The following is a 24,439-nucleotide window of genomic DNA, read 5'->3' on the forward strand; positions in this document are numbered from 1 at the left end:
CTGACAAAATCAAAATAGTTAGGTGAGGTAATGAAATTATTTAGAACTAGAGCAGCTAAAGAATTAAGGTCTAAACAAGAAAGACCCACTTCGCATTTTATTCCTTATAAATGTCATTGGGATAGTAATACTATTTTAACAAAAGATAATTCTTTATTACAAGTTATTAAAATAAATGGATTTTCTTTTGAAACTGCTGATGATGAAGATCTAGACATTAAAAAGAATATCAGAAATGCCTTACTTAAAAATATGGCTTCGGGCAATATCATTATGTATTTCCATACTATTAGAAGACGTAAAGCAGTAATATTTGACGATACGGAATTTACTTATGATCCTACCGTAAAAGTCCCTAATGATTTTATTACTTATTTAGGTGTAGAATGGCGTAAGAAACATGCTGGAGCTAGGTCGTTTTTTAACGAATTATATGTTAGTATTTTATATAAGCCTGATACTGGCGGTGCTGCTATAGTTGAGTACTGTCTAAAGAAGCTTAGACAGAAATCTAATAAAACCGCTTGGGAAAACGACATGAAAGAGATGAAAGAAAATCTTCAAGAAATGTCAACTAGAGTGATTAATACATTCAGAAGTTACGGAGCAAGATTACTTGGAGTTCGTCAAACGCAGTCAGGTATTTATTGTGAAATTTTAGAATTCCTTTCATCTTTAATCAATTGCGGCGATTCACCAGGTCCTGTAGCATTACCGCGTGGTACTATTGACGAATATTTACCGACTCATCGCTTATTTTTTGATTCTCGTACTATTGAAGCAAGAAGTCCGCTTGGCAAGAAATATGCCGGAATGATCAGTATACTTGAATACGGTCCTAATACTTCGGCAGGAATTTTTGACGGATTCCTGCAAATGCCTTTTGAATTTGTTATGACGCAAAGCTTTGTCTTTGTTAATAGAACAGTAGCGATCGGTAAAATGCAATTACAGCAAAATAGAATGATACAATCCGGTGATAAAGCTACTTCACAAATTGTTGAAATTAATACGGCCCTTGATATGGCCACTAGCGGTGATATCGCTTTCGGTGAGCATCATTTATCGCTTTTATGTTCTGCAAATAATATTAAAGCTTTGGAAGATATATTGTCAATGGCAGCAGTTGAGCTTTCTAATTCAGGAATTCAGCCGGTTAGAGAGAAAGTTAACATGGAACCTAGCTATTGGGGACAGTTGCCGGGAAATATGGATTATATAGTGCGTAAAGCCACTATAAATACTCTTAATATGGCTAGCTTTGCCTCACAACATAATTATCCGCTCGGTAAAATTAGAGATAACCATTGGGGAGAATATGTCACAGTACTTGATACTACTTCAGGTACACCGTTTTATTTTAGTTTCCATGTAAGGGATGTTGGACATACTCTCATTATCGGTCCAACCGGTGCCGGTAAAACAGTTCTTATGAATTTCTTATGTGCTGAAGCACAAAAATTCAAACCTCGTATGTTCTTTTTTGATAAAGATCGAGGAGCAGAAATATTTATACGTGCTTTAAACGGAGTTTATACAGTAATTGATCCGGGTTTAAAATGCAACTTTAATCCTTTACAGCTTGAAGATACTAGTGAAAATAGAACGTTTATTTTAGAGTGGCTTCGCGTGCTTGTAACTTCTAACGGTGAAAGTTTAACTGCACAAGATAATAAAATCTTGTCTCAAGCGGTAAGCGGTAATTTTAGATTAGAAAAACAAGACAGAAGGCTTAGTAATGTTATAGCATTTCTTGGTATTGATACACCAAATAGTTTGGCAAGTAGGATTGCAATGTGGGTCGGTAAAGGTTCACACGCTAAGATATTTGACAATGAAATAGATGATATTGATTTACAAAAAGCAAGAGTATTCGGTTTTGATATGACTGAATTACTTAAAGATCCTGTAAGCCTTGCACCGGTATTACTATATATTTTCCATCGTATTAATATCTCTTTAGATGGGCAGAAAACTATGATAGTACTTGATGAAGCATGGGCTTTAATCGATAATCCGGTATTTGCACCTAAGATCAAAGATTGGTTAAAAGTGTTGAGAAAATTAAATACTTTTGTTATATTTGCTACGCAGAGTGTTGAAGATGCCGCAAAAAGTAGAATTAGTGATACGTTAATTCAACAAACAGCTACGCAGATTTTTTTACCTAATTTGAAAGCTACAGATATTTATCGTAGTGCATTTATGTTAAGTCAGCGAGAATATATTTTAATTAAAACGACTGATCCTACTACACGTTATTTTTTAATAAAACAAGGAATAGATGCCGTAGTTGCAAAAGTTAGCTTAGATGGTATGGATAACATAATCAGTGTTTTATCCGGTAGAGTTGAGACTGTAATATTGCTCGATCAAATTAGAGAGAAACACGGCAATGATCCGGATAAATGGTTACCTATATTTTATGAAGCAGTTAAAACATTATAAATGCCTGTCTGTCATCCCACAGCTTGACCGCGGGATCTTGTCTCACAGACTGTATTCTGAGATCCCATCAAGCCACGGGATGACATTTTTACAATGCGAGGCAAGTAACTAGTTATGAAATTATTTCCTCGTAGTATACTTATAACATTAGTATTAAGCTTTGCCCTAAATTTAGGGCTAGTTACTAAAACGCATGCTAAAGATACTCTTGATAGCATTGTAGATATTTTGAGTGGTTTAACTTGCGAAACCCAAGGTGTAGGCGATTTGCTGCGTGCTGAATTTTCTCATACATGTATTGTTGCTCCGTTCTTTACTTTTGCAGTAATGAATCTTGTCTCTCCCGTTTTATACATGAATACGTTTTTAAAGCTTAAAATAAACGACAGTGATTTATTTAACGATAGTAATTTTGGGAATTTCCCCGGAGGTCAATGTACTCGTGAAAACAGAATTGATCCTAAAAATCCAGAATTACGCTTTGCTTTATGTAATAATACTAAATTAATTGTATCTCGTGCAAAATCTGTTGCAGAATCGGCACTTGCTATTGCTAAAGCCGTCTTAACAGGGAGCGACCCTTGGGATGATATAAAGAAAGCGTGGGTAAATAAAAAAAAGGAATATCATGTTCCATATAGTGGTAAGCCCGGTGATGACGGTTTTGCATTTGATGTAGGCTTTCCTGTAATATATTGGAAAGTTATTCAAGATAAAGATAGAATATGCGTATCGACAAAAGGATTTACAGGAGATATCCCCGTCGGCTGTAAATATATGAAAGAGCCGTTTCCAAAATCCATGTATAATAACTTTATGGATGTAGCAGATAAGGATTTTATTAAGGATCCAAATAAAACTCCTACCGATCCTTTAGCTTTAGTTTCCTGTAGTGCAGCGGGTGATGGATGTTATCAAAAAGCTTATAATGCTTCAAAAACTGCAGTAGTCATGACTTCTCCTCTTATAGAATGTATGAGGCAAATGATTGCTAGATTACTAATTAGTAAAGATGTTTGTAGTTTTGATAATGTAAGCCAAGTGGTTAATTTGGCTTCAAGGCAAGATAGTGCATTCTTTCAGTTTCAAGTAGGAATGTATAAAATAGTTACGGCTTTTCTAACTTTATATGTTATGTTTTTTGGTTTTAAACTATTACTTGCAGGTGAAGTGCCGCCAAAAAGTGAGTATATAAATTTTATATTGAAAATGCTATTCGTAACTTATTTTTCAATAGGAATTAATATAACCCCTGGTAATGGTTCTCCGTATGACCGGTTAGATGGTATGATTCAGTGGGCGTTTCCTTTCTTACTTGACGGTATAAACGGTTTAGCCAGTTGGGTTATGAATGCTTCTCCGTCCGGTTTATGTAAATTTAACAATCTTTCTTATGACGGTACCGTTTCTTATATTGCATTATGGGATGCATTAGATTGTAGGGTAGCTCATTATTTAGGGTTTGATATATTATCTACGTTACTTGTCGAAAATGCTTATCGCAGTCATGATTTTTTAAATTTTGATTTCTTTAGTTTTAGTGCTCCACCATATGTTTATTTGTTAATTCCGGCAATAATCTCCGGTAATATGATGTTGGTGTCACTCGCTCTTTCTTATCCATTACTTGTGATTTCGGTTGCTGCCTTTATGGTTAATGCAACGATTATGTGTATGATATCTATAGTAATACTTGGTATTTTGGCTCCTATTTTTGTACCTATGTTTTTATTCGCATATACAAGAAATTATTTTGATAGCTGGGTTAAACTAATGATCTCGTTCTTGCTGCAACCTATGGTGGTAGTTACTTTTATGATCACGATGTTTTCGGTATATGATTATGGTTTCTATGGTAAATGTCAATATAAGAGCAAGTTAATTCACAATAGTATAGAAGACAAAATTCAAGGTGGCATTACTTCTAAGAGGGATGTTTTAATATTTTACATTAATAATGATTGGGATGATACGTCACAATATCCTGATAAAGATGCCGTAGAAAGCTGTCAAAATAGTTTAGGTTATATGTTAAATAACCCTATTACCGCAGCATTTAACTTTGCAAAAGATAGTGTAAGTGAAATTGTCGATAGTAAACCGGGTAATACCCCTACCGATAAATTTCTTGCTAAATTCCAGTTTTTATCGGGAGTAGTTTTGGGGCCCGGAATGTTTTTCATGTCTCCAAAAGTGCTTTTTGAGAAAATTAAAAATATTTTGCTTGCGTTAGTTACGGCATGTTTTACATTGTATTTGATGTATAATTTTAGTAGTCAGCTAGCTGAATTTGCTGCAGATATGACGGAAGGAGTAGCTCTTAATAATGTTGCTATAAAACCGCAAGCAATATTTAAGGCAGGTATGGCAGTACTTGCTACTGCGGGTGCTGCAACTAATAAGGGGGGTGATCAGATAGTAAGTAGAGGAGGAGTTGGTGATTTAAAAGCTGGTCAAGGTGGAGGAGTAGGTGATTTAGAGGTAGGGAAAGGCAGACTACCAAATGATAATATTGCTGCAAGCGGAGGTACGTCGGCACCTGCGGTAACAACGCCGACAGCTTCGTCTTCTGTAGCAACTTCTAGACCAAAAACTGTAAGTAGTGAAGCAAGATCAGATATTGTTACTCCTCCTGCTCCTACAGAAACTGTTTCACCACCGCCTGCTAGTATTAGAACTTCTATTTCTACACCTGCACCACAAAGTAATATTGAAGCTGAAAGTGTTGGAAAAATCATAAGAGATAATAATCAAGAAAGTAAAAAAGAGATTGATAATACTCCGCCTTCACAGGAAAAAGTTGACAGTACAAGTAAAGGTACAGGAGTAATTGATTATAGTTTTAACTTACAGAAACATGATAATCCGACAGGAGTAAAGCAAATACGGGAAAATGCAGAGATTCGAGATAAACGTGCAGAAGTAGGGAAAGCTTGGAACGAATTAGTAGTAAGCGGGGGAGGAAGAATAAGAGACCAGCAAGGTGAAGAAACATCGGAGCGACGTGCGAATGCAGAAAAGAAATGGAATGAATTAGTCGATAGTGGTGTAGTAACTGAGATAAGAGAAAGGGATAATAATGTCACTAATAAATTTGATAAATTAGCTGATGAACTTAATAAGTCAGACAAAGCAAAGGTAGAAGAAAATAAAAATATAGAAAACGATAGAAAAGAAGATAGTACTACTATGTCACCGCAAGAAAAAGTTGACAGTACAAGTAAGGGGGCAGGAGTAATTGATTATAGTTTTAACTTAAAGGAATATGATAATCCGACAGGCGTAAAACAGATACGGGAAAATGCAGAGATTCGAGATAAACGTGTAAAAGTAGAAAAAGCATGGAATGAACTAGTAGCAAGCGGAGGAGGAAGAGTAAGAGAACAAGAAGGAGGAGAAATATCAGAACGACGTGCAAATGCTGAAAAGGTATGGGATGAGTTAGTAAAAAGCGGCGTAGTAACAGAAAAAAAAGATAATAGTTCTAATGAAAACTCTTAAAACCTTAAAGATATTTATTATAGTTTGTATAGCGTCTGTAAGCTTAGCTAGCTTTGCTGGTTTTGGAGAATCATGTTCTAGTTTACCGACTACTTCAGATGGGTATTTAGAAACGGACACGGCATATGGCTATATAATTCGTAATATTGATATGAAAGATCCGAGAGGTAATTGTAACTCAGTTGCATCTAGTATAACGTTTTGTTTTAAAAATATAGAAGGTAGTAGTAGCCCTTGCACCATGTATACTTTAAATGAAGGTAACTCTAAAAAGATTAGTGATTTAAGTACCGATAATAATCCTGATCTTGGGGCAAATCCTGTATTAAAGAATATCGTTTTAACGGTTAAAAAATGGGATAATGATCTATGTTTAGTTATGCCTACGTCAAGGGGACCGATGCCGGTAGCATGTAAATCTTTGAGTGCTACACCGACTCCACCTCCTCCTGAGGATGAGAATTGTAATATAGGAAAAAGTTGCTATACGGGAAAAAATTATAGCCAATCGTTAATTAATTTTTCCGGTCTTGCAGTTCAGTGTTTGAGCGAAACGCTTAATAAAATATTTTTTGCTGGAAAGAGTTGTAGTGCTCAAGATCAAAATTCTAGAATAACTAATCTTGCTGCTTTTTCTACGTTTCAAGGTTATTTAAAGAGAATTATAGGTGCGGCATTAATTCTTTATACTATGTTTTTTGCCTTTAATATGGCTCTAAATACAGAATATGCAAGTACTGAAAAAATAGCTCTTTTTGTAATAAAATTCTTATTTGTTGCTTATTTTTCTATCGGTCTTGGACCTTTAGATTTTAGCAGCGGTCAGCCGACAAAAGAAAACGGTATGTTAAAATATGGATTACCTCTTTTGACAGGAGCAGCACCGGACTTTGCACAGATGATCTTTAATGCAGCAGGTTCTAGAGGATTATGTCAATTTGATAATTCAAAGTATAAGGACGGTTATAAATTTTACGGTTTATGGGACGCGATTGATTGCCGTATAGGTTATTATCTTGGCTTGGATTTACTTTATAATATAGATAAGAATGGAGTATTAGGGAATGTGGTCGGCAATGGCCCCCGTGGTAATAATACACCTATACCTAATTTTGATTCTGACGGCAAAAATAACAGACCGAAGGATTTAAGTAAAGCAGGAGCACTTAGATTTTTTACCGTTATGTTTGGATTCTTTATGGCCGGAAACGTTATTATACTTGCAGCAGGTTTAGTATTTTCTGTAATATTTTTATCTATACTTTTATATTTTATTACGCATTATTTAGTTTGCATGATTACTATTTACGTTATGACATATATTTCTCCTATATTCATTCCTATGGCTCTATTTACTCGTACAAAAGCTTATTTTGACGGGTGGCTAAAAGTATGTATTTCATGTGCATTGCAGCCGGCAGTAGTAGCAGGTTTTATAGCTTTATTAATAACTATGTATGATTCCGCAATATTTAAAAATTGTGAATTCCTTAGATATGATTATGAAAAAGGGGATATTAGATTTAGTACTTTTGAGTTAAGGCTTCCTGTTGGTGGGGCAGATCAATGTCAGGAAAGTTTTGGATATAAAATGTTAAAATATTATGCAGGTGAAGGTTGGGAAGAGCATTTATTGATACTTTTTCCAATAAAATCAATTGTTAGAGATGTTGTATCTATTTTAGCGGAACTTTTATGCGTATTAGTATTTTCGGTTATTTTTTATTACTTCTCTAAATCTATAGGGCGATTTGCTTCTGATTTAACTAATGGTCCTAATATGGATGCAGTAACGGCAAGTCCAACTAAAATCGTTGATTTAGTAAAGAAAGGAGCCGCTTTCCTTAAGGATGCTGCTATGGCTTTGCAAGGTAAGCCGCTGGTAGGAGATAAGCCGGATGTTGGAGGTAAGCGTAAAGAGGGAGAGCAGCAAGGCGGGGATTCAGAAAGTGGCACAGGCAAAGGATTAGCTGATTTAGCAAGCGGTTCGGGTGGAGGTAAATGATAGAATATGCAAGGTAACTTATTAAAAGTTTTAGGAGTACTTGCTATAGTAGCAACGTTAGTTTGCTTTATTTTTGCAGCACTTGGTATGATAGGAGCAGTAAAAGTCGGTGACGGCTGCTACATGAGATATGCGTCGGATGGTAAAGGAGTGGCGGATTCAATAACCGGTACTATAACCCTTAATGCTAATGCTAATTATGTAAACAGTACTAAGATGTTGCCCGACGGCACGAATCTGCTTATTCCTGATCCTACTCGTTATGGTGAATGGCTAAATACTCAGGTGCTAGTAGAAAACAGCCAACCAGTGAATTTACAAGTGGTCGGTCAGGTTAGTTTGTGTTTAGCTTATATACCAAAAGATAATTTACAACGTACAGGGGCTGGATCTAATTTAGACGATAACGGTCAAATGATCCCGATTCCTCGTATTAACGATACAAATAATCCACCTGTCTCTCTAATAATGGATGCAAAAAATAATGAATGGCGTAATATTGCTGAATTATACGCCAATGATAGAGTTTTAGTTTCCGTATCTCCTAATTTTGCCAATACGGATGCGACAGTTAAGGATGCTTTTAAAGGTGCTGAAGTTACGAAAGATTGTTCAGAGAATAAAAATACTTATAATCCAATTTGTGGAAAATATTCTGTTTATTCAGGTGAGTATGTCAATGCTTGCGAGTTAAAAGAGAAGTATTGGAATTGTCAAGTCACATTGAGGTGCCCTACCTGGCATGAGCAAATAGCTTGCGACTGGGGAGAGCTCGGCTGTAGTACTTATTGTGATAAGGTACCAGAATGTACAGAGCAATGTATGGCTTGGGTTAATGTAACTAGACCAGCACCAGAAAACTACCTAGATGATGAGAGTTTTACATTTGCGTGGTCTGACAACACAGGTAATTTATTTATCGACTATGCAGCCCTTCAATGTTCTAATAATGCTCATATTCCTCCAGGGGATAGGTGTCCTGATATTGTTAGTAATCGTAATCCAAAAGATAAAGATTATATTGGAGGTGTAAATTGTACTTCGGGCATATGTAGCGATGGAGTTTTTCAAAAGCATCGGAGATTTTGGTATACGGCAGACGGTAAAGGAGGCCAAGGACCAACTGGATTAATATATCAAATGAATGATGCAGGTTCTGTAAGTCAAGCTCTGCCTTCTAAGCTAGAATTTGCGAAATTTGTTGCAGATACAGATCAACCGTCTGACTATAAAGATAAAGACGGTAAATATTTATATAAAGTTATATATAATATACCTTTTAACAGTAATGTTACAAAAAGTTATTTACAATATAGGCTGTGGTCTCCTACATCACAAGATAGTAGTAAGAATACGGGAGGATACGTTTTAAATATTAAACAGACTAAATGTTATAGAGAAAACGGTAATAGTTTTAATGATACTTTTGATGATCGAGGACGAGTGCAATACATAATAGTAAAGCCTTCGGAAAACCCGAATACTAGCGGTAAAACCTATTCACCTCAAGGAATTAACGTTGATAGTGAAGGTAAATATAGCTTTAACGCAAATGAGGCGGGTTATATATGGATGAAAATCCTAAATGATCCTGGTAATAATTTAAAGGACTATAAAGATAGTGAAGGTAGCTATAAAGTACATTTCTCAACATCCTTAAAAGTAGGAAGTTTTTCTATTAAAGTAATGAATCCGTTACTTCAGTTATTTAAAACTAAAGTGCAAGGGGCTGCTACTTCTATTTTTAAAAATATGGTATGTTATAAAGCTAATGATAGCTCGTCCTGTACTAACTTTTTTACCTATATTAAAGCAATTTTAATTCTGTATGTGATGACTTACGGAGCAATGTTTTTGCTTGGTTTTGCTAAGATAAACCAAAAAGAGCTAGTAATTAGAATAGCAAAAATCGGGGTAGTTAGCGGACTTATAAACGGTAATACCTTTGAATTTTTCAATAACTATCTTTTTGATGCAATTACCAATTTTTCAGACTCAATTATTGCTAATATGAGTGGATATAGTTTGTTTACTTCTACTAATACTATTTCTAATCCTTTCATGTTTTTAGATGCAGTAATGAGTAAAATATTTTTTAGTCAAACCTTTATCGCTCAATTACTTGCACTTCTTTCTCTTGGGCTTAGTGGTATTATATATTTTATAATTACTTTTATTGCGGTTGGTATAGTAATTATTACGGCGCTTAGAGCTGTTGCCGTTTATATTATGGCATTTATGGCAACTTGTATATTAATCGGTATAGCCCCTTTATTTATTAGTTTCTTATTATTTGATTTTACTAGGTATTTATTTGATAATTGGGTGAGGTTTACGATCCGCTATATGATAGAACCGGTAGTTATGATGGCAGGTATTATAGTGCTAACACAGCTATTTACCATTTATCTAGATTTTGTTTTAGGTTATAGCGTGTGTTGGAAATGTGCTTTACCGATAAAAATTCCGTTTATCGGTACTATTTTACCTATTGCATTGCTGAATGTACCTATCTTCTGTATTAATTGGTTTGCCCCTTGGGGAATGGATTATATGTCGGGTATGATGGGAGTAAATATGCAAAATATCGTAGCTCTAGTTATTATTGCTTACGGTATGTACGGTTATATCGAATTCTCAGGACGTATGGTAGTAAAATTAACTAGTGCTGTTGGGCCTTCGGCTACTGAAATTGGTGGTAGAATGTCTCATGATGCAGGACAAAAAGCATTAAGTTCAATAGGAATGGATGATAAAACAAGACAAGGTATTACCGGCAGAGCGGAAGCACGATTAAAACAACGCAATAAGACATTAGATCAGGCTGAAAAAAATAGGAAAAATACGCCAAAAAGAAGGGGGCGAGAAGACAAATGAAGCACCACCTAAACCTGAAATGCCGAAATAGAGGGTGAATCGCAAATCGTCATTGCGAGGAAATTATGCAATAATTGACGAAGCAATCTCAGGAGTTATTTCATGAGATTGCCGCGTAAGCCATACGGCTTGCTCGCAATGATGGGTTTACTATTTAATACTATGGGCAAGCCACGGTATAACGTGTTGGATAACAATTTAAAATTATGAAAATTCTTAAGAGTTTAGTTTTATTAGTTTTGTTTATGGCGATGCCAGCTAAAGCCGATGATGCTTTTGCATGGATGTCAACCAGTTTTGGCGAGTTAAAAAGCTTATTCGGTTGTTTAGAAGTGCCTGAATTTACAAGTTTTCAAGAGGGTAATATAGGAATTAGTTTATCTACAGCCGGGATTTGGCAATCAACAGGTAATACTGTTAAGAAAGGTCAATTGTTAAAAATAAATTGGTCTACTTCAGGTATTACTCCTGAACCTAGAAAATATCTAGTATTATATAGAATTGATCCAAGGTTTAGTACGCCGCAAGTTTTCATTAAAACTTATAATTATTCTAAATTACAATTTGAAGCTTTAGGATTCCCTCGTTTTGTTACAGACAATAACAGTGAAACACCGGGGGGGACTATACCGCCTGATAAAGACCTTGATGCACTTTCATTTACTAAAATGTCTGATTTTGTTAAATATTTTAACTATTCTAACGGTAATTCGAGAATTGAAGTTAAGGCCGGCGATGTAGTAAATATTAGTTTAGTTGGTAAAGATAAATTTTTTAGCCCTAATACTCTAAAACTTCCTAATACCGTAGATAATATTTTAACACAGGAACTTGATAGCTCGATATTCGCTGCTTCTGCACTTTATACTCAAAGTAACCTTGGAAATTTTGATAATAGAATAATTTACTCTTCTGCAGAGCAGGTGTGTAATATGATAGATGAGGAAAGAAAATTTGTATGTAGCGGCACGGGTACTGCTACAAAGTATAAAAATACCGGTAATGGAATAATAGTCGGTAAGCCTATGATAACGGAAGCGGTACAGTATTTCATGGGCTTAATTAATGCTTGTCCTGCTAATGCCGGTATAAATACTAGCCCTGTTTGCTATTACGATCAAGGTAGAGGGATGATAATTAAAGTAGGCGGGCAGGTTATTAAGGGACGAGATCAGAGTTTTGTAAATTCAGGCAGCACTCAAAGTAGCTTTATATATTATCAAGCCACTAGCGGTGGTACTATGGATTTTACTAGCGATTGGCAAGTTAGTAACATGTTTAGTAATTCAGTTTTAATGAGTGATTGGAGCCGAAATTTTTCAAAGTATGCTAGTTTTGTAGATTATATAAATAAGAATGATTGGTCAGCTAATTTTTTATATTTTGGTCGTTATTCGATGATTGTTGAAATAGGTAATGGGGCAAATGCAATTAATCCTGATGATCAACAAAATATAAAGTTAGAATATTTAATAACATCTGATGGTACGTTACCTGATCCATCTGTTCGTGGTACGCCGGTAGATTATAACTTTGCGGCTGATGCCCCGCAAGATGGATATTTATGGTTAAGGGTGGTAAATCCTAATAGTAATATACAAGGAGTAGTTAGTGTAAATTATGCTAATTATACCGGTACAACTTGGTTTTCTGATATAATATATAACGGTGCTATTAAACCTATTACCGATCAGTTTAGAACTTTTAGTCAAAACTTTTATATTAAGTTAGTTAAAAATTCTGCAGTGCAGAATTTAGCTAAAGCTGCATTAACCCTTTATATTACTATATTTGGGTTGATGTTCGTTGCAGGAGCATTAAAATTAACTGCCGTAGAAGTAATAACACGTATATGCAAAATAGCTATAGTAGCTTTTTTAATTAGAGAAGAAAGTTGGAGCTTCTTTAATACATACTTCTTTAGTGCATTTACTGATGGTATTGATTTCTTTGTAACTAACGTAGTAGGTGCTACAAGCTCTAGATCTAATATTTTTGGTTTTATTGATCCTATATTTGATAAATATACTAATGGTAGGATTTGGGGATTACTATTTATTGAATTATTACAAATACATAATGGTTTAGCATTTATCGCTATTATAACCATTTATTCACTTATTACTTATTTTAGAGCTATTTTAGAAGTTATAATAGGTTATGTTATTGCATTCATAGGGGTAACTGTTATGATTTCATTGGCACCATTTTTTATAATATTAATGTTATTTGAAAAAACTAAAAGTTTATTTGATAATTGGATATCGACATTGCTTAGCTATGTAGTGCAGCCGACAATATTATTGATTTTCTTTTTATTGATAGATCAGGTTTTATCTGAGCAGCTTTTAAAAGTGGTAGTTAGAGCCTGTTGGGATACTCTTATACCAATAAAAATAGGGCTTGATTTAACAAATCTTGGTATTCCGATTTATTTCTCTTTTACATTACCGTTCTTACCCGGAATACCTTTCTATGTACCGGATGTTCCGGAAATTAGTAGCTCGAATATTCTAACGAACAATGCTAATACTTTCTTAGTATTATTTACTACGGCTTTATTATTTTATTCATATTGCTTGATGTCATATAGTTTAGTAACTTTTGTAAATATAGTAGTTGGAATGCTTACAAATGTTACACCGGCACGAATATCAGGAAATTATCAAGAACGTTCTGATCCTGTGGGAGCCGTTATGCAGGATATAAATTCGGTAACAAAACCGGTTAAAAAGGCTGCAATGGCTCCGGTTAGAGTTTTCAAAGACAAGATAATTGATCAAAATTATAAAGCTAGAAAACCGGAAGGAGGTGGTGAATTTACAAATAAATTTCTTGCTGAGCGTAATGATGTGAAGAAAGAGGAAGGAGAGAAGAAAGAATAATTGTAAATATTTTCACCGTCATTGCGAGGAAATTACATAGCAATTGACGAAGCAATCTCAGGTATTTAGTACTGCTTCATGAGATTGCCACGCTCCTTTAGTCGCTCGCAATGACGTTGAAATTAAGACATATGGAAATAACACATAATAAATGAACAAAAATATTTTTATTGCATTATTAATATCGCTATTGCTGCTTTCCGGTTGTACCGGCGATACTTGTATTGATCCTGATGATTTTGGTTTTATCAAATTCAATATCTCTTCTAGGTATGATCCAGAAGAAATTACTTCAAGACATGAAGGTGATCAGGTAGCACCATGGCGTGATAGTGCTTATAAAGTAAACGGCTATCCTTTAACCATTATGGTAAGACCGTGGAGTTATATATTTGGCGATAAAAATACTTCAGGTCAGTTATCTGCATGGTGTCCATGGTATGGTCAAAAAAATAACACAACTACTTTGGCTGCTTTTTGCGTTAAGCTACAACCGTGTACTTTTTGGGATAATGATAGACTTGATATGTGTACTCCTAATCCCACAAATCAAAATGATGCAATGGTTAGTAATGCTCCATGTATAATGACAAACGGTGTCGGGCTTTATTTTCTTATTGCCGCTAAAAATACCGATCCCAATATTTCACCGGACTCACAGCGTAACCCGCAAGGTATAACTCAGCATTTAGGAGAGCTTACTTCGAGTGTAGGCTATGCATTTCATAGTATTAGTAGTACAGGACAATTCTTGCAAGCCGGCGGTATAAATTATCAATATAAAGGTGAAGATAAGTCAAAATATGCTCAATCTCCTCTTTATTTTAAGATTATAGATAAATTTTATGATGATAATAGCGGGCAATATAGATTAGTAATAAAGTCCGGAGTTACTGATACTAGACCTGATCCGCTACAATTTTTAACGGATTTAATAAAAGGAGTATTATTTGGTAAGGATGGGATTATAAAGAAAACTTATCAACAAATAATTGATACGTCAGGTTATAGGATAAGTGTCTCGGCTATTTTAACTCTATATATAATGTTTACAGGCTTTTCCTTTTTAATAGGTAATATAAACCTTACTCATGTCGAACTTATAGTTAGAATATTAAAAGTTAGTATAGTCTCAATATTATTACGTACGGATAAAGCTTGGACATTTTTTCATGATTATTTATTCGTATTTTTTATTGATGGGGTTCAGCAAATACTGCAAATAATTAATGAAGCTGCGGCTACCGGTCCCGGTTCTCAAAGCTTGCTTGGGTTACTTATTTCTCCTCAAACTTTATCTAAATTATTTTCTTTACTATTTGTTGATTGGCTTGGTTTTATATATATCATTCTATATTTAATAGCCTTATATTTTATTTTCTTTCTTATATTTAAAGCCACTATTATCTATCTAACCGCTCTTATAACTATCGGTATGATTATAATTATGGGACCGATATTTATTTGTTTCATGTTGTTTAATATAACTCGTTCGTTATTTGAGAATTGGTTAAGACAATTAATATCATATGCATTACAGCCTATAATTTTATTTGCCGGTATCGCTTTTATTTCAATGATCATCAGAACCGAAATATATTCAACGCTTGGTTTTGCGGTATGTAAACATGATTTTCCTAATTTAGGTCCGATAAATGAAATATTCGGTAGTTTCCTTGAGGATATAGATCCAAGCCTGGGTCATTCAATATTTTATTGGTGGTTCCCAGTACCGATGAAAGGCGGTATAAATAATTTCCACAAAGCAAATATATTAGTTCCTAAAGATCATATAATAGTAGATGATTCTTGTAAGAATGACCCTGATAAATGTAAGCATTGTGCTGCGTATGAGTGTATAGATGAACGCTATATTGAATTACCATTTTTAGATTTAGTTAAAGATGCAAAAAGAATTAGTAATTTTATAAATGGGAAATTTGTCCAACTTGACGGGATATTACTAATTTTTGTGTCTATTTATTTGCTAAGTAAATTTAACGATACTGCTATATCGACGGCACAATTTATTGCCGGTACTTCAGGTAATTTAACAGACATACAAAAAGTTAATCAGCAATCTTATGAATCTGCAGCGAAACAAATGAATAGACCGCTAAATTATGTGGCTAAGACGGTAAGTGCACCTGTAACTAGCCGTGTAAGTGCAGGGAAAGAGCAAACTCGTATGTTCTTTGCCGAGAAATTTGAAAATATGATGATGGGCAGGCTTGAAAAGCAAGCTCTCGGTTCTTCAGCAAATAAAACCGTACAAAATGAGGTTAAGAGAAAATACGGTATAGATTCTAAAGATGTAAAAATGAGTGCTATTACGGATTATGAAAACGGTATTGCAGGATTATTAAAGAATTTACCTAAGGGGAATGAATTAAAAGTAAAAGAACTATCGCAAATGAAGTTTACTCAGCTTCGAGATGAAATTGCTGCAAATAAATATGGAGTGAAAGATTACGCTGCTTTAAGTAAAGAACAAAAAGCTGAGCTTGATAAGTCATTAAAAGATGCTAACTTACGTGAACTCGCTAGCGATGCAAACTTTACTAGAGATTATCAAGATGCTTATAAAAATGCTCACCAAGAAATGTCAGGGCGAGGTATTGGTCTGTTCGGTAAGAATATAGGAGTGCTTAGAAGTTGGCAAGAGATAGAGCATCGTGTTGGTACAAAACGTAAATTAAAAGAAGAAAAGCGTGTAGGTATAGGCGAAAAAATATATGCAGGTTATACAGGAATAAAAAGAGGAGCTTTAACTGCAATAGTCGGTAAAGATTTACGTGATGCTTATGAGGGTAATCTAACCAGTGCCGAATGGCATGATTTTGAATATAACGATCCAAGGCTTAGAACTTATAGCGAAAAATTAAAAGATGATGAAAAAGCACGAGAACATGAAGAGCTCCAAATGCATATTAATAAAGAGGCGCTAGCTGTTCAAACAGATATATTATCACCGGAATATCTAGCAAGACTAGAACAAGCAGGTAGACATAGTGATGTGGAATATTATCAAGAATTAGCTCGAAGAAAGCTTATTCATGAGGTGCATAGTAGGTTATTTGAGGAAGGTGAACCGGTAATGATGGGTGACAGATTTATGCGTGAGAAAGCTACTGATTCTCAGATGCGAGATATGATAGATAACGCTCATAGAAAACATGCAGAATTTATAGATGGAGATCGATATATTCGTCGCCAAGAGCATTATGATATTATGCACGAGAAAGCCCAGGAAAATTTAGAGCAAACTTATAAAGAGCTTAAAGATCATTTCAAAAGAGATGATATCAAGATCGAAGAAATGCCGGCATTAATAGCACAAAAAGTTAAAAATACCGCTGGGGGAGCTGAAATAGACCAAAAGATTACGGAAGAGCTTAATAACTTTAATGCTGATGTTAAAAATTATGAATATAGTACTGAAGTATTAAATAAAATAGAGGATAGAAAGCAAGTCATTACCGATGCAGTCAATGCTCAGATCGATCAGATTAATAAATATAGAGAAAATGCTAAAATGCAACCCTATGTAAAGCCTATAGTAAACGGGGGTAGAAAGCTAAGAAAATTAGAAGATCATTTAGGAAATATGTAACTAATAGTTGTTTTTAAACAATTATAGTATATAGAATATGTAAAAACAAAAGTATTGATGAACGATCAAACTAAAAATGATTCTGAAGAACTCAAGTATTTATCATCAGATAAAAGCTTAAAACTGCAAAAAGTTGGGAAGAAATATTTACAGAACTAAGCTCAAATCCTACTAATGATTTTTTTTCTGAATGAAGAGAAGATTCTCCACTGCAAGAACGAAATTGAAAATTATTTAAATGATTGATATATAACTCTTATGTCATTTATGTTATTCCTGCGAAAGCAGGAAGAAAAATAACTTCAATATTGATACAGAAGTTACATATTTGATAAAATAAGCATATAAAAAACAAGTTTTTTTATGCTTTACTGGGTTCTCGTTTTCGCGGGAATGACATTAAGGGTATTTTCCAAACTACGCAACAATGCCTACACGGAATTCGAATATACACTGTTGCGTTAATAGCACTTAAGAAATGCCCGCTAAAAACAATAATTAGTTTTCCTTTTATTAATTAACTTATATACTATCTAATTAAGTTAGTGATTAATTTATTAAGGGGTTTATGAAGAAGCAACATATAATAAACGAGACTTTTTTAGATGCCATTCTAGCTAAGAAATTAGGTACTACTTGATACTCCTCCAAAAGAAATCAACGATCCTGACTTTTATGAAGCAGCAAAAAAAGCCGTAGAGCTTGTGAAGAAAAGGGAAGCTATTATGAAAGAGTCGCTTCATACTGATGAGCTTATGTCTGTGGTAGTTCATAAGGAAAATGGACTACGTACCGAACGTTGTATAAACCATGCTTTCTTAATGGCAGTTGCTACCTTTCCAAAACCGTTCATTATTACCGATGTAATATGCGTCCTACTCTAGAAGATAAGCGTGATGTAGTGCAGAATGCTATTGATTTAATGCATATGAGCAAAGAAGACAAGCAGGTTAGAGTTGCGGTATTGTCGGCAGTTGAGACGGTAACTTCTGCAATCCCTACAACCCTTGATGCTGTTGCTTTATCGGAAATGGTAGATAGAGGGCAAATTACGAATGCTATAGTTGACAGACCGCTTGTGTTTGATAATGCTATCTCTTTATTTGCTGCAGAAGCAAAAGGCATTAGCTCTTCAGTTTCAGGAAATGCCGATATATTAGTAGTACCTGATTTTGAATCAGGCAATATGCTTACAAAGCGGCTAAAATATTGGGATCAAGCGGTTATGGTGGGTATCGTTCTTGGAGCCCGTGTGCCTATTATTTTAACAAGTAGAGCCGATCCTATGGATATGCGTGTTATTTCCTGTGTACTTGCTTCATTTATTTATAATCACACTAAGGCGAAGCTACATATCCAAGCAGGTAAATAATGAAAAATGTTATGTTAATAGCTAATGCCAGCTCATCTAGTTTAAAAATTTCTATTTTTGAAATTCAGAATAAAAAAGTTAAGGATAAAATTTATAATATTTTTTTAGAAAAAATGATAATAAAATATTATTTTATATAAATAAAAAACAGGCATCTGCTAACGGCATTAAAGATGATGCTATTGAAAATTGAAATGATAATTGATCTTTTTGAAGATTGGTAGAAAAAACAAGAAAATCTCAAGTTAATTGCAACCGGTTACCGTATTGTCCATGGCAGGAAAAATTTTAATAAGTTATTGTTAATGAAAAAGTTAGTGAAGCTTTAAGAGCATTAATACCTCTAAGCCCCTTGCATCAACCTTATAATTTGCAGGTACTGGATTTATTTCTTCAAAAATATAAAGAAATCTCACATATAGCTTATTTTGATACGTCGTTTCATTTTACCAATCCTCCTATTACAAAAGCTTTCGGTTTACCGAAAAAATATTATGATAAAGGGATAATTCGTTACGGTTTTCATGGGTTATCATATAAATATGTTAGCAGCCATTTTAAAGAAATGACAAAGGAAGATTTACCTATAAAGACTATTATACCTCATTTAGGACGCGGTAGTAGTCTATGTGCTATTAAAAATGGTCTTAGTCTAACAAGGTCCATGGGCTTTAGCGTACTTGACGGTGTTATGATGGGTACAAGGACAGGTAACCTTGATCCTGGAGTAGTGTTATATCTTATCGATCATGAGCAAATGACTACGAAAGAGTAACCGAGTTACTATATAAGAAATCAGGATTACTCGGTATGTCCGGTGAAAGCTCCGATATGCGTACTTTGCTTGCCAGTAACTCACCTGATGCTAAATTTGTTATAGATTTATTTGTGTATCGCATTGTACTTGAAATAGGTAAGTAAGCTAATTGTGGCACTTGAGGGCGTTGATTGTCTAATTTTTACTGCCGGTGTTGGACAGAATTCTGCTGTAATACGAGAAATGATTACTGAAAAACTTTTATGGCTAGGCATTAAAATAGATGATGCAAAAAACCAAAAAAATGAGCATCTAATAAGAGCTGAAAGCAGTAAGGTTAAAGTTTTCGCTGTGCCGACAAACGAAGAGCTAATCATCGCTGAGGAAGTGATGAAGTTTTTATAACACAAATTGGTTGATTTTTAATTACTTATACCTCTGTTTTTCTTTATTAACTTTTTTTGAAATAAAACATATGCAACTATAGATATATTTTTAACTTAAATTTGGGGGAAGTTATGCCGGAAGATTTTGATAAAAAGAAAGCAGAAAAACAAATAAAATAAAGGATATTAAAAATAATAAGATAAATCCATATAATGATGCAATGCAGAAAGATTCTAGAGTGGATTGATGCAGAGGCAAGTTATAGCTAAAAACGCAGCAGCAGGTTATGAGACAGTATTAAAAATAGAGCAGCAAGCAAAAGAAGCAGGTATTAGTTAGATAAAGATGCTATGAGACGCTTAGAGAAAATAACAAGTCGTTATATAGAAGCTGCTAAGAAAGCAGAATTTCAAAAATTTCAAAGTGATCAAGCTCATAACACGCATCTACAAAAAGCTGAAGCATTTAGGAGTGGTACAACAGCTGCTGCTAAAAAAACAAGAAAAGAAGATTATAGGACAGGTGGGTGGGGTAAATAATTAAATTATAATTTAATTGCGTTAATTGGTACTGTCTACTATTTTAAATGTATGTCTATACTTCATGCTACAATCTTAACCGTTTTTCCTGAAATGTTTCCTGGAACTCTAGGACATTCTTTAGCAGGACAAGCACTAAATAAAAATATTTGGTCATATGATGTTATTAATATTCGAGATTTCGGTTTAACTAAGCATAAAAATATTGATGATGAGGCTTATGGCGGTGGTAACGGTCTTATAATGCGTCCTGATGTTCTAGGCAGTAGCATAGATCATGCTCTTGCTTTAAATCCTAATGCTGAAATGTACTATCCTTCACCTCGCGGTAGAGTCTTTACCCAAAGCTTTGCTAAAGAGATGTTGAAAAATAAAAACCTCATATTCTTATGTGGACGTTACGAAGGGATTGACGAACGTGTAATTGAAGAGTATAATATTAAAGAAATTAGTGTAGGCGACTACATTTTATCCGGCGGAGAAATACCTACCCTCACCATTCTCGATTGTTTAATTAGACTACTGCCAGGTGTTTTAATGAACCAAAATACCTTATCTTCTGAGTCTTTTGAAGAAGACGGAGAATTTAAGGGCGGGCTTGAATGCGGCCTATATACAAGACCTGAAATTTGGCGTGATCGAGCTGTACCGAGTGTTTTGTTATCCGGTAACCACAGGCTAATTAATGAATGGAAAAAAGAGCAATCACATATGATTACTAAATTACGCCGTCCGGAGTTACTTAAAGATTTATAGAGTTAAGGAGTTAAACAATGAATATTATTGACCGCTTTGAACAGGAAAATATTTCAAAGCGTACTGCAAATAAAAAAATTCCTGATTTTGAAGCCGGCGATACAGTTAAGGTAACTGTTAAAATTATTGATAGATCGATTGAGAAAGACGGTAAGGAGAAATTAACGGAAAGATTTCAAGCTTATGAAGGTGTAGTTATTGCAAAAAGAAATCGCGGTATTACTTCATCTTTCTTAGTACGTAAAATTAGCCACGGTGAAGGAGTTGAAAGACGCTTTATGACTTACTCGCCGATAGTACACTCTATTGATGTAGTAAAATACGGAGTAGTTCGTCGTGCTAAACTTTATTATTTAAGAAATAGAAGTGGTAAGTCGGCTAGAATTAAAGAGAGGCATATCCCTATGACTAAAACTAAGGCAGCAAAAGCTTAAATATATTTATATCTCTTATGTCATTATTGCGAAAGAGTGCATTACTACGTGAATACTAAATACGTCATTGCGAGCAGCTGTAGACTGAGTAGTAATCTCATGAAATAATAACAAACTTCTGAGATTGCTTCGTCAATTACTTCATAATTTCCTCGTAATGACGTATGCCTTAAATCCCTAAAGTATCTCTATAAAGCTCAAGCATAGCGTCCTGCTCGGCAAGTTTATCTTTATCCAATTTCTTTAGTTTCAATATAGATTTCATAGCTTTAACATCAAACCCATGTGAAGAAGCATCTTGGAAGATATCTTTTACTTCTTGAGATAAATCAGCTTTTTCTTGTTCCAATTTTTCTATTTTGCTTATATATTGCTCTAATTGTTCTTTTACTACTACTTCTGACATAAAAAATCATTTAACCTTTTTGAATTTACTATATAATACAAATATAATCCTTATTCAACAAAATATATAATAATGCAAATTTATCCTTTAAGACTTTTACCTAATAAAATCGATTTGGATTTTATGAATTTTAAAAAAGTTAGCTACACTTTCTCAATTATTTTATCACTCATTAGCTTTATTTGGATCGGTATATATAAATTTAATTTCGGTATTGATTTTGCCGGCGGTATAGTTATTGAAGTAAGGCTTGACCAAGCTCCTGATTTGCCAAAAATGCGTGGGGTTCTAGGCAAGCTTGGAATAGGTGAGGTGGTCTTACAGAATTTCGGTAGTGAGTGTGATTTATCGATTAGATTTGGTAGTAGTAATGAAGAAAATCTCATGAAAAATATTGAGTTAATTCAAGCATCTTTGCAAAGTAATTTTCCGTATAAGTTTGAATATCGTAAGGTAGATTTTGTCGGTCCGCAAGTCGGTAGGCAGCTAATAGAAGCGGGGGCTATGGCGATGCTATTCTCTTTCTTAGCGATTATGGTTTATATTTGGGTGCGTTTTGAGTGGTATTTCGGTCTTGGTATACTTATCGCCTTAGTACATGACGTAATACTCGCTCTTGGGTTTATGAGTATGACAAAGCTTGATTTTAACTTAAGTACTATTGCTGCAGTGTTAACTATTATAGGTTATTCCGTTAATGATTCGGTAGTAATATATGATAGGATTAGAGAAAATTTACGTAAATATCATAAAAAAAATATCATGGAAATTATAAATTTAAGTATTAATGAAACTTTATCCAGAACTATTTTAACTGTCATGACCACGCTGCTTGCCAATTTAGCCCTTATTCTTTTTGGCGGTGAGGCAATCCATAGTTTTAGCGTACTTGTATTTTTTGGGATAATAGCCGGTACTTATTCCTCAATTTTTATCTCTGCTCCGATACTTACAATGTTTGTTAATAGGAAGTTTAATAAAAAAGTAATAGAAAGGTAAAGAATCGTCATTGCGAGCAGGCATTGTTGTGTGGGACCGGCTTCATCGTCATTGCGAGTGGCCGTAGGCTGTGTGACAATCTCAGGATTTTGGCACGAGATTGTTTCGTCAAAATTTTCAATTTTCCCTCGCAATGACGTTTTTAAGTCATAACGAGAATAGTTTATGCTAAAAGAAGAAGACAAAATTTTTACTAACCTGCATGGGCAGCAAAGCCATGATTTGAAATCTAGCAAGAAGCGAGGCGATTGGGAGAATACTAAAGCTTTGCTTGATAAAGGTAGAGATTTCATCGTTGAAGAGGTTAAGAAATCAGGGCTTAGAGGGCGAGGAGGTGCCGGATTTTCTACCGGTATGAAATGGTCATTTATGCCTAAAAATTTAGAGAAGCCTTGCTATTTAGTAGTAAATGCCGATGAGTCTGAGCCTGGCACTTGTAAGGATCGTGATATATTAAGGTTTGAGCCGCACAAATTAATAGAAGGTTGCTTGCTTGCAAGCTTTGCTATAGGCGCAAATAATTGTTATATCTATATTAGAGGTGAGTTTTATAATGAAGCCTCTAATATTCAGCGTGCCTTAGATGAAGCCTATAAACAAGGGTTAATAGGAAAGAATGCTTGCGGTTCGGGCTTTGATTGTAATATTTATTTACATCGTGGGGCGGGTGCTTATATTTGTGGCGAAGAAACGGCATTGCTTGAAAGTTTAGAGGGCAAAAAAGGTATGCCTCGTTTAAAGCCGCCTTTTCCTGCCGGCTTTGGGTTATATGGCTGTCCGACTACTATAAATAATGTTGAGTCTATCGCAGTAGTGCCAACCATTTTAAGACGAGGAGCTAGCTGGTTTGCTGGTATAGGTAAACCTAACAATACGGGAACTAAGATTTTCTGCATATCAGGGCATGTTAACACGCCTTGTAATGTTGAAGAAGCAATGGGCATTTCGTTAAAAGAATTGATTGAGAAATATGCGGGTGGTGTTCGTGGTGGATGGGATAATCTTAAAGCCATAATCCCGGGTGGTTCTTCCGTGCCTTTACTTCCTAAGTCATTATGTGAAGTGGATATGGATTTTGATAGTTTAAGAACCGCAGGTTCCGGACTTGGTACAGGCGGTATTATAGTTATGGATCAATCTACCGATATTATTTATGCAATAGCAAGGCTTAGTAAATTTTACATGCATGAATCTTGTGGGCAATGTACTCCTTGCCGTGAGGGTACGGGTTGGATGTGGCAAGTTATGATGCGGCTAGTTAAAGGTAATGCCAAAAAATCTGAGATAGACGAACTCCTTAATGTTACGAAAGAAATAGAGGGGCATACTATCTGTGCTTTAGGTGATGCGGCAGCTTGGCCGATTCAAGGGCTGATACGCCATTTTAGAAGCGAGATTGAGGCGAGGATAAAGAGTTATAGCGTGGTTTGACTTTATCGTCATTGTGAGGAGATATTGCC

11 protein-coding genes and 3 pseudogenes are annotated in these 24,439 nt (G+C 34.7%); 13 read left to right on the forward strand and 1 reads right to left on the reverse strand.

What is annotated here, in order from left to right:
* Positions 1-30: 30 nt before the first annotated feature.
* From ACPKKV_RS02140 to rplS, 11 genes and pseudogenes are all read left to right on the forward strand, one after another.
* On the forward strand, positions 31-2,448 hold the full coding sequence (locus ACPKKV_RS02140) for a VirB4 family type IV secretion/conjugal transfer ATPase (RefSeq protein WP_392505972.1): 2,418 nt from the start codon (positions 31-33) through the stop codon (positions 2,446-2,448).
* Positions 2,449-2,562: 114 nt separating this feature from the next.
* Complete coding sequence (locus tag ACPKKV_RS02145; protein ID WP_392505973.1) at positions 2,563-5,949, forward strand: TrbL/VirB6 family protein; 3,387 nt, start codon at positions 2,563-2,565, stop codon at positions 5,947-5,949.
* On the forward strand, positions 5,936-7,954 hold the full coding sequence (locus ACPKKV_RS02150; protein ID WP_392505974.1) for a TrbL/VirB6 family protein: 2,019 nt from the start codon (positions 5,936-5,938) through the stop codon (positions 7,952-7,954). The genes ACPKKV_RS02145 and ACPKKV_RS02150 overlap by 14 nt, the downstream gene beginning before the upstream one ends.
* A 6-nt stretch (positions 7,955-7,960) precedes the next feature.
* Positions 7,961-10,862 (forward strand): annotated as a pseudogene (locus tag ACPKKV_RS02155) (type IV secretion system protein).
* A gap of 175 nt (positions 10,863-11,037) precedes the next feature.
* Positions 11,038-13,716 carry a TrbL/VirB6 family protein gene (locus tag ACPKKV_RS02160; protein WP_392505976.1) on the forward strand — a complete coding sequence of 893 codons (2,679 nt, stop codon included), beginning with the start codon at positions 11,038-11,040 and terminating at the stop codon, positions 13,714-13,716.
* Between the two features lie 151 nt (positions 13,717-13,867).
* On the forward strand, positions 13,868-17,329 hold the full coding sequence (locus ACPKKV_RS02165) for a TrbL/VirB6 family protein (RefSeq protein ID WP_392505977.1): 3,462 nt from the start codon (positions 13,868-13,870) through the stop codon (positions 17,327-17,329).
* 568 nt (positions 17,330-17,897) lie between these two features.
* Positions 17,898-18,701, forward strand: a pseudogene (locus ACPKKV_RS02170) (bifunctional enoyl-CoA hydratase/phosphate acetyltransferase).
* Positions 18,701-19,863: pseudogene (locus ACPKKV_RS02175) on the forward strand (acetate/propionate family kinase). The pseudogenes ACPKKV_RS02170 and ACPKKV_RS02175 overlap by 1 nt, the downstream one beginning before the upstream one ends.
* Before the next feature lie 365 nt (positions 19,864-20,228).
* Positions 20,229-20,384 carry a tRNA (guanine-N1)-methyltransferase gene (locus ACPKKV_RS02180; RefSeq protein WP_392506919.1) on the forward strand — a complete coding sequence of 52 codons (156 nt, stop codon included), beginning with the start codon at positions 20,229-20,231 and terminating at the stop codon, positions 20,382-20,384.
* A gap of 51 nt (positions 20,385-20,435) precedes the next feature.
* Complete coding sequence (trmD, locus tag ACPKKV_RS02185; RefSeq protein ID WP_392505978.1) at positions 20,436-21,140, forward strand: tRNA (guanosine(37)-N1)-methyltransferase TrmD; 705 nt, start codon at positions 20,436-20,438, stop codon at positions 21,138-21,140.
* Between the two features lie 17 nt (positions 21,141-21,157).
* On the forward strand, positions 21,158-21,574 hold the full coding sequence (rplS, locus tag ACPKKV_RS02190) for a 50S ribosomal protein L19 (protein ID WP_392505979.1): 417 nt from the start codon (positions 21,158-21,160) through the stop codon (positions 21,572-21,574).
* 169 nt (positions 21,575-21,743) lie between these two features.
* On the opposite strand, the gene ACPKKV_RS02195 is transcribed toward rplS, so the two are convergent.
* The gene (locus tag ACPKKV_RS02195; protein WP_392505980.1) at positions 21,744-21,980 is read right to left on the reverse strand and encodes a DUF2312 domain-containing protein; all 237 of its coding nucleotides are present in this window, start codon (positions 21,978-21,980) and stop codon (positions 21,744-21,746) included.
* A gap of 72 nt (positions 21,981-22,052) precedes the next feature.
* Here ACPKKV_RS02195 and secF point away from each other — a divergent pair, with 72 nt between their 5' ends.
* Positions 22,053-22,979, forward strand: a complete 927-nt coding sequence (secF, locus tag ACPKKV_RS02200) for a protein translocase subunit SecF (protein WP_392505981.1) — start codon at positions 22,053-22,055, stop codon at positions 22,977-22,979.
* A 165-nt stretch (positions 22,980-23,144) separates the two neighbouring features.
* Positions 23,145-24,410, forward strand: coding sequence for an NADH-quinone oxidoreductase subunit NuoF (gene nuoF, locus ACPKKV_RS02205; protein ID WP_392505982.1), 1,266 nt, complete (start codon positions 23,145-23,147; stop codon positions 24,408-24,410).
* Positions 24,411-24,439 lie beyond the last annotated feature (29 nt).

The organism is Rickettsia finnyi, assembly GCF_049668125.1.
Taxonomy (GTDB): Bacteria; Pseudomonadota; Alphaproteobacteria; order Rickettsiales; family Rickettsiaceae; genus Rickettsia; species Rickettsia kotlanii.

Coding starts and splice junctions, on each gene's coding strand:
- ACPKKV_RS02140 (WP_392505972.1), top strand. CDS start 31: ATGAAATTATTTAGAACTAGAGCAGCTAAAGAATTAAGGTCTAAACAA.
- ACPKKV_RS02145 (WP_392505973.1), top strand. CDS start 2,563: ATGAAATTATTTCCTCGTAGTATACTTATAACATTAGTATTAAGCTTT.
- ACPKKV_RS02150 (WP_392505974.1), top strand. CDS start 5,936: ATGAAAACTCTTAAAACCTTAAAGATATTTATTATAGTTTGTATAGCG.
- ACPKKV_RS02160 (WP_392505976.1), top strand. CDS start 11,038: ATGAAAATTCTTAAGAGTTTAGTTTTATTAGTTTTGTTTATGGCGATG.
- ACPKKV_RS02165 (WP_392505977.1), top strand. CDS start 13,868: ATGAACAAAAATATTTTTATTGCATTATTAATATCGCTATTGCTGCTT.
- trmD (WP_392505978.1), top strand. CDS start 20,436: ATGTCTATACTTCATGCTACAATCTTAACCGTTTTTCCTGAAATGTTT.
- rplS (WP_392505979.1), top strand. CDS start 21,158: ATGAATATTATTGACCGCTTTGAACAGGAAAATATTTCAAAGCGTACT.
- ACPKKV_RS02195 (WP_392505980.1), bottom strand. CDS start 21,980: ATGTCAGAAGTAGTAGTAAAAGAACAATTAGAGCAATATATAAGCAAA.
- secF (WP_392505981.1), top strand. CDS start 22,053: ATGCAAATTTATCCTTTAAGACTTTTACCTAATAAAATCGATTTGGAT.
- nuoF (WP_392505982.1), top strand. CDS start 23,145: ATGCTAAAAGAAGAAGACAAAATTTTTACTAACCTGCATGGGCAGCAA.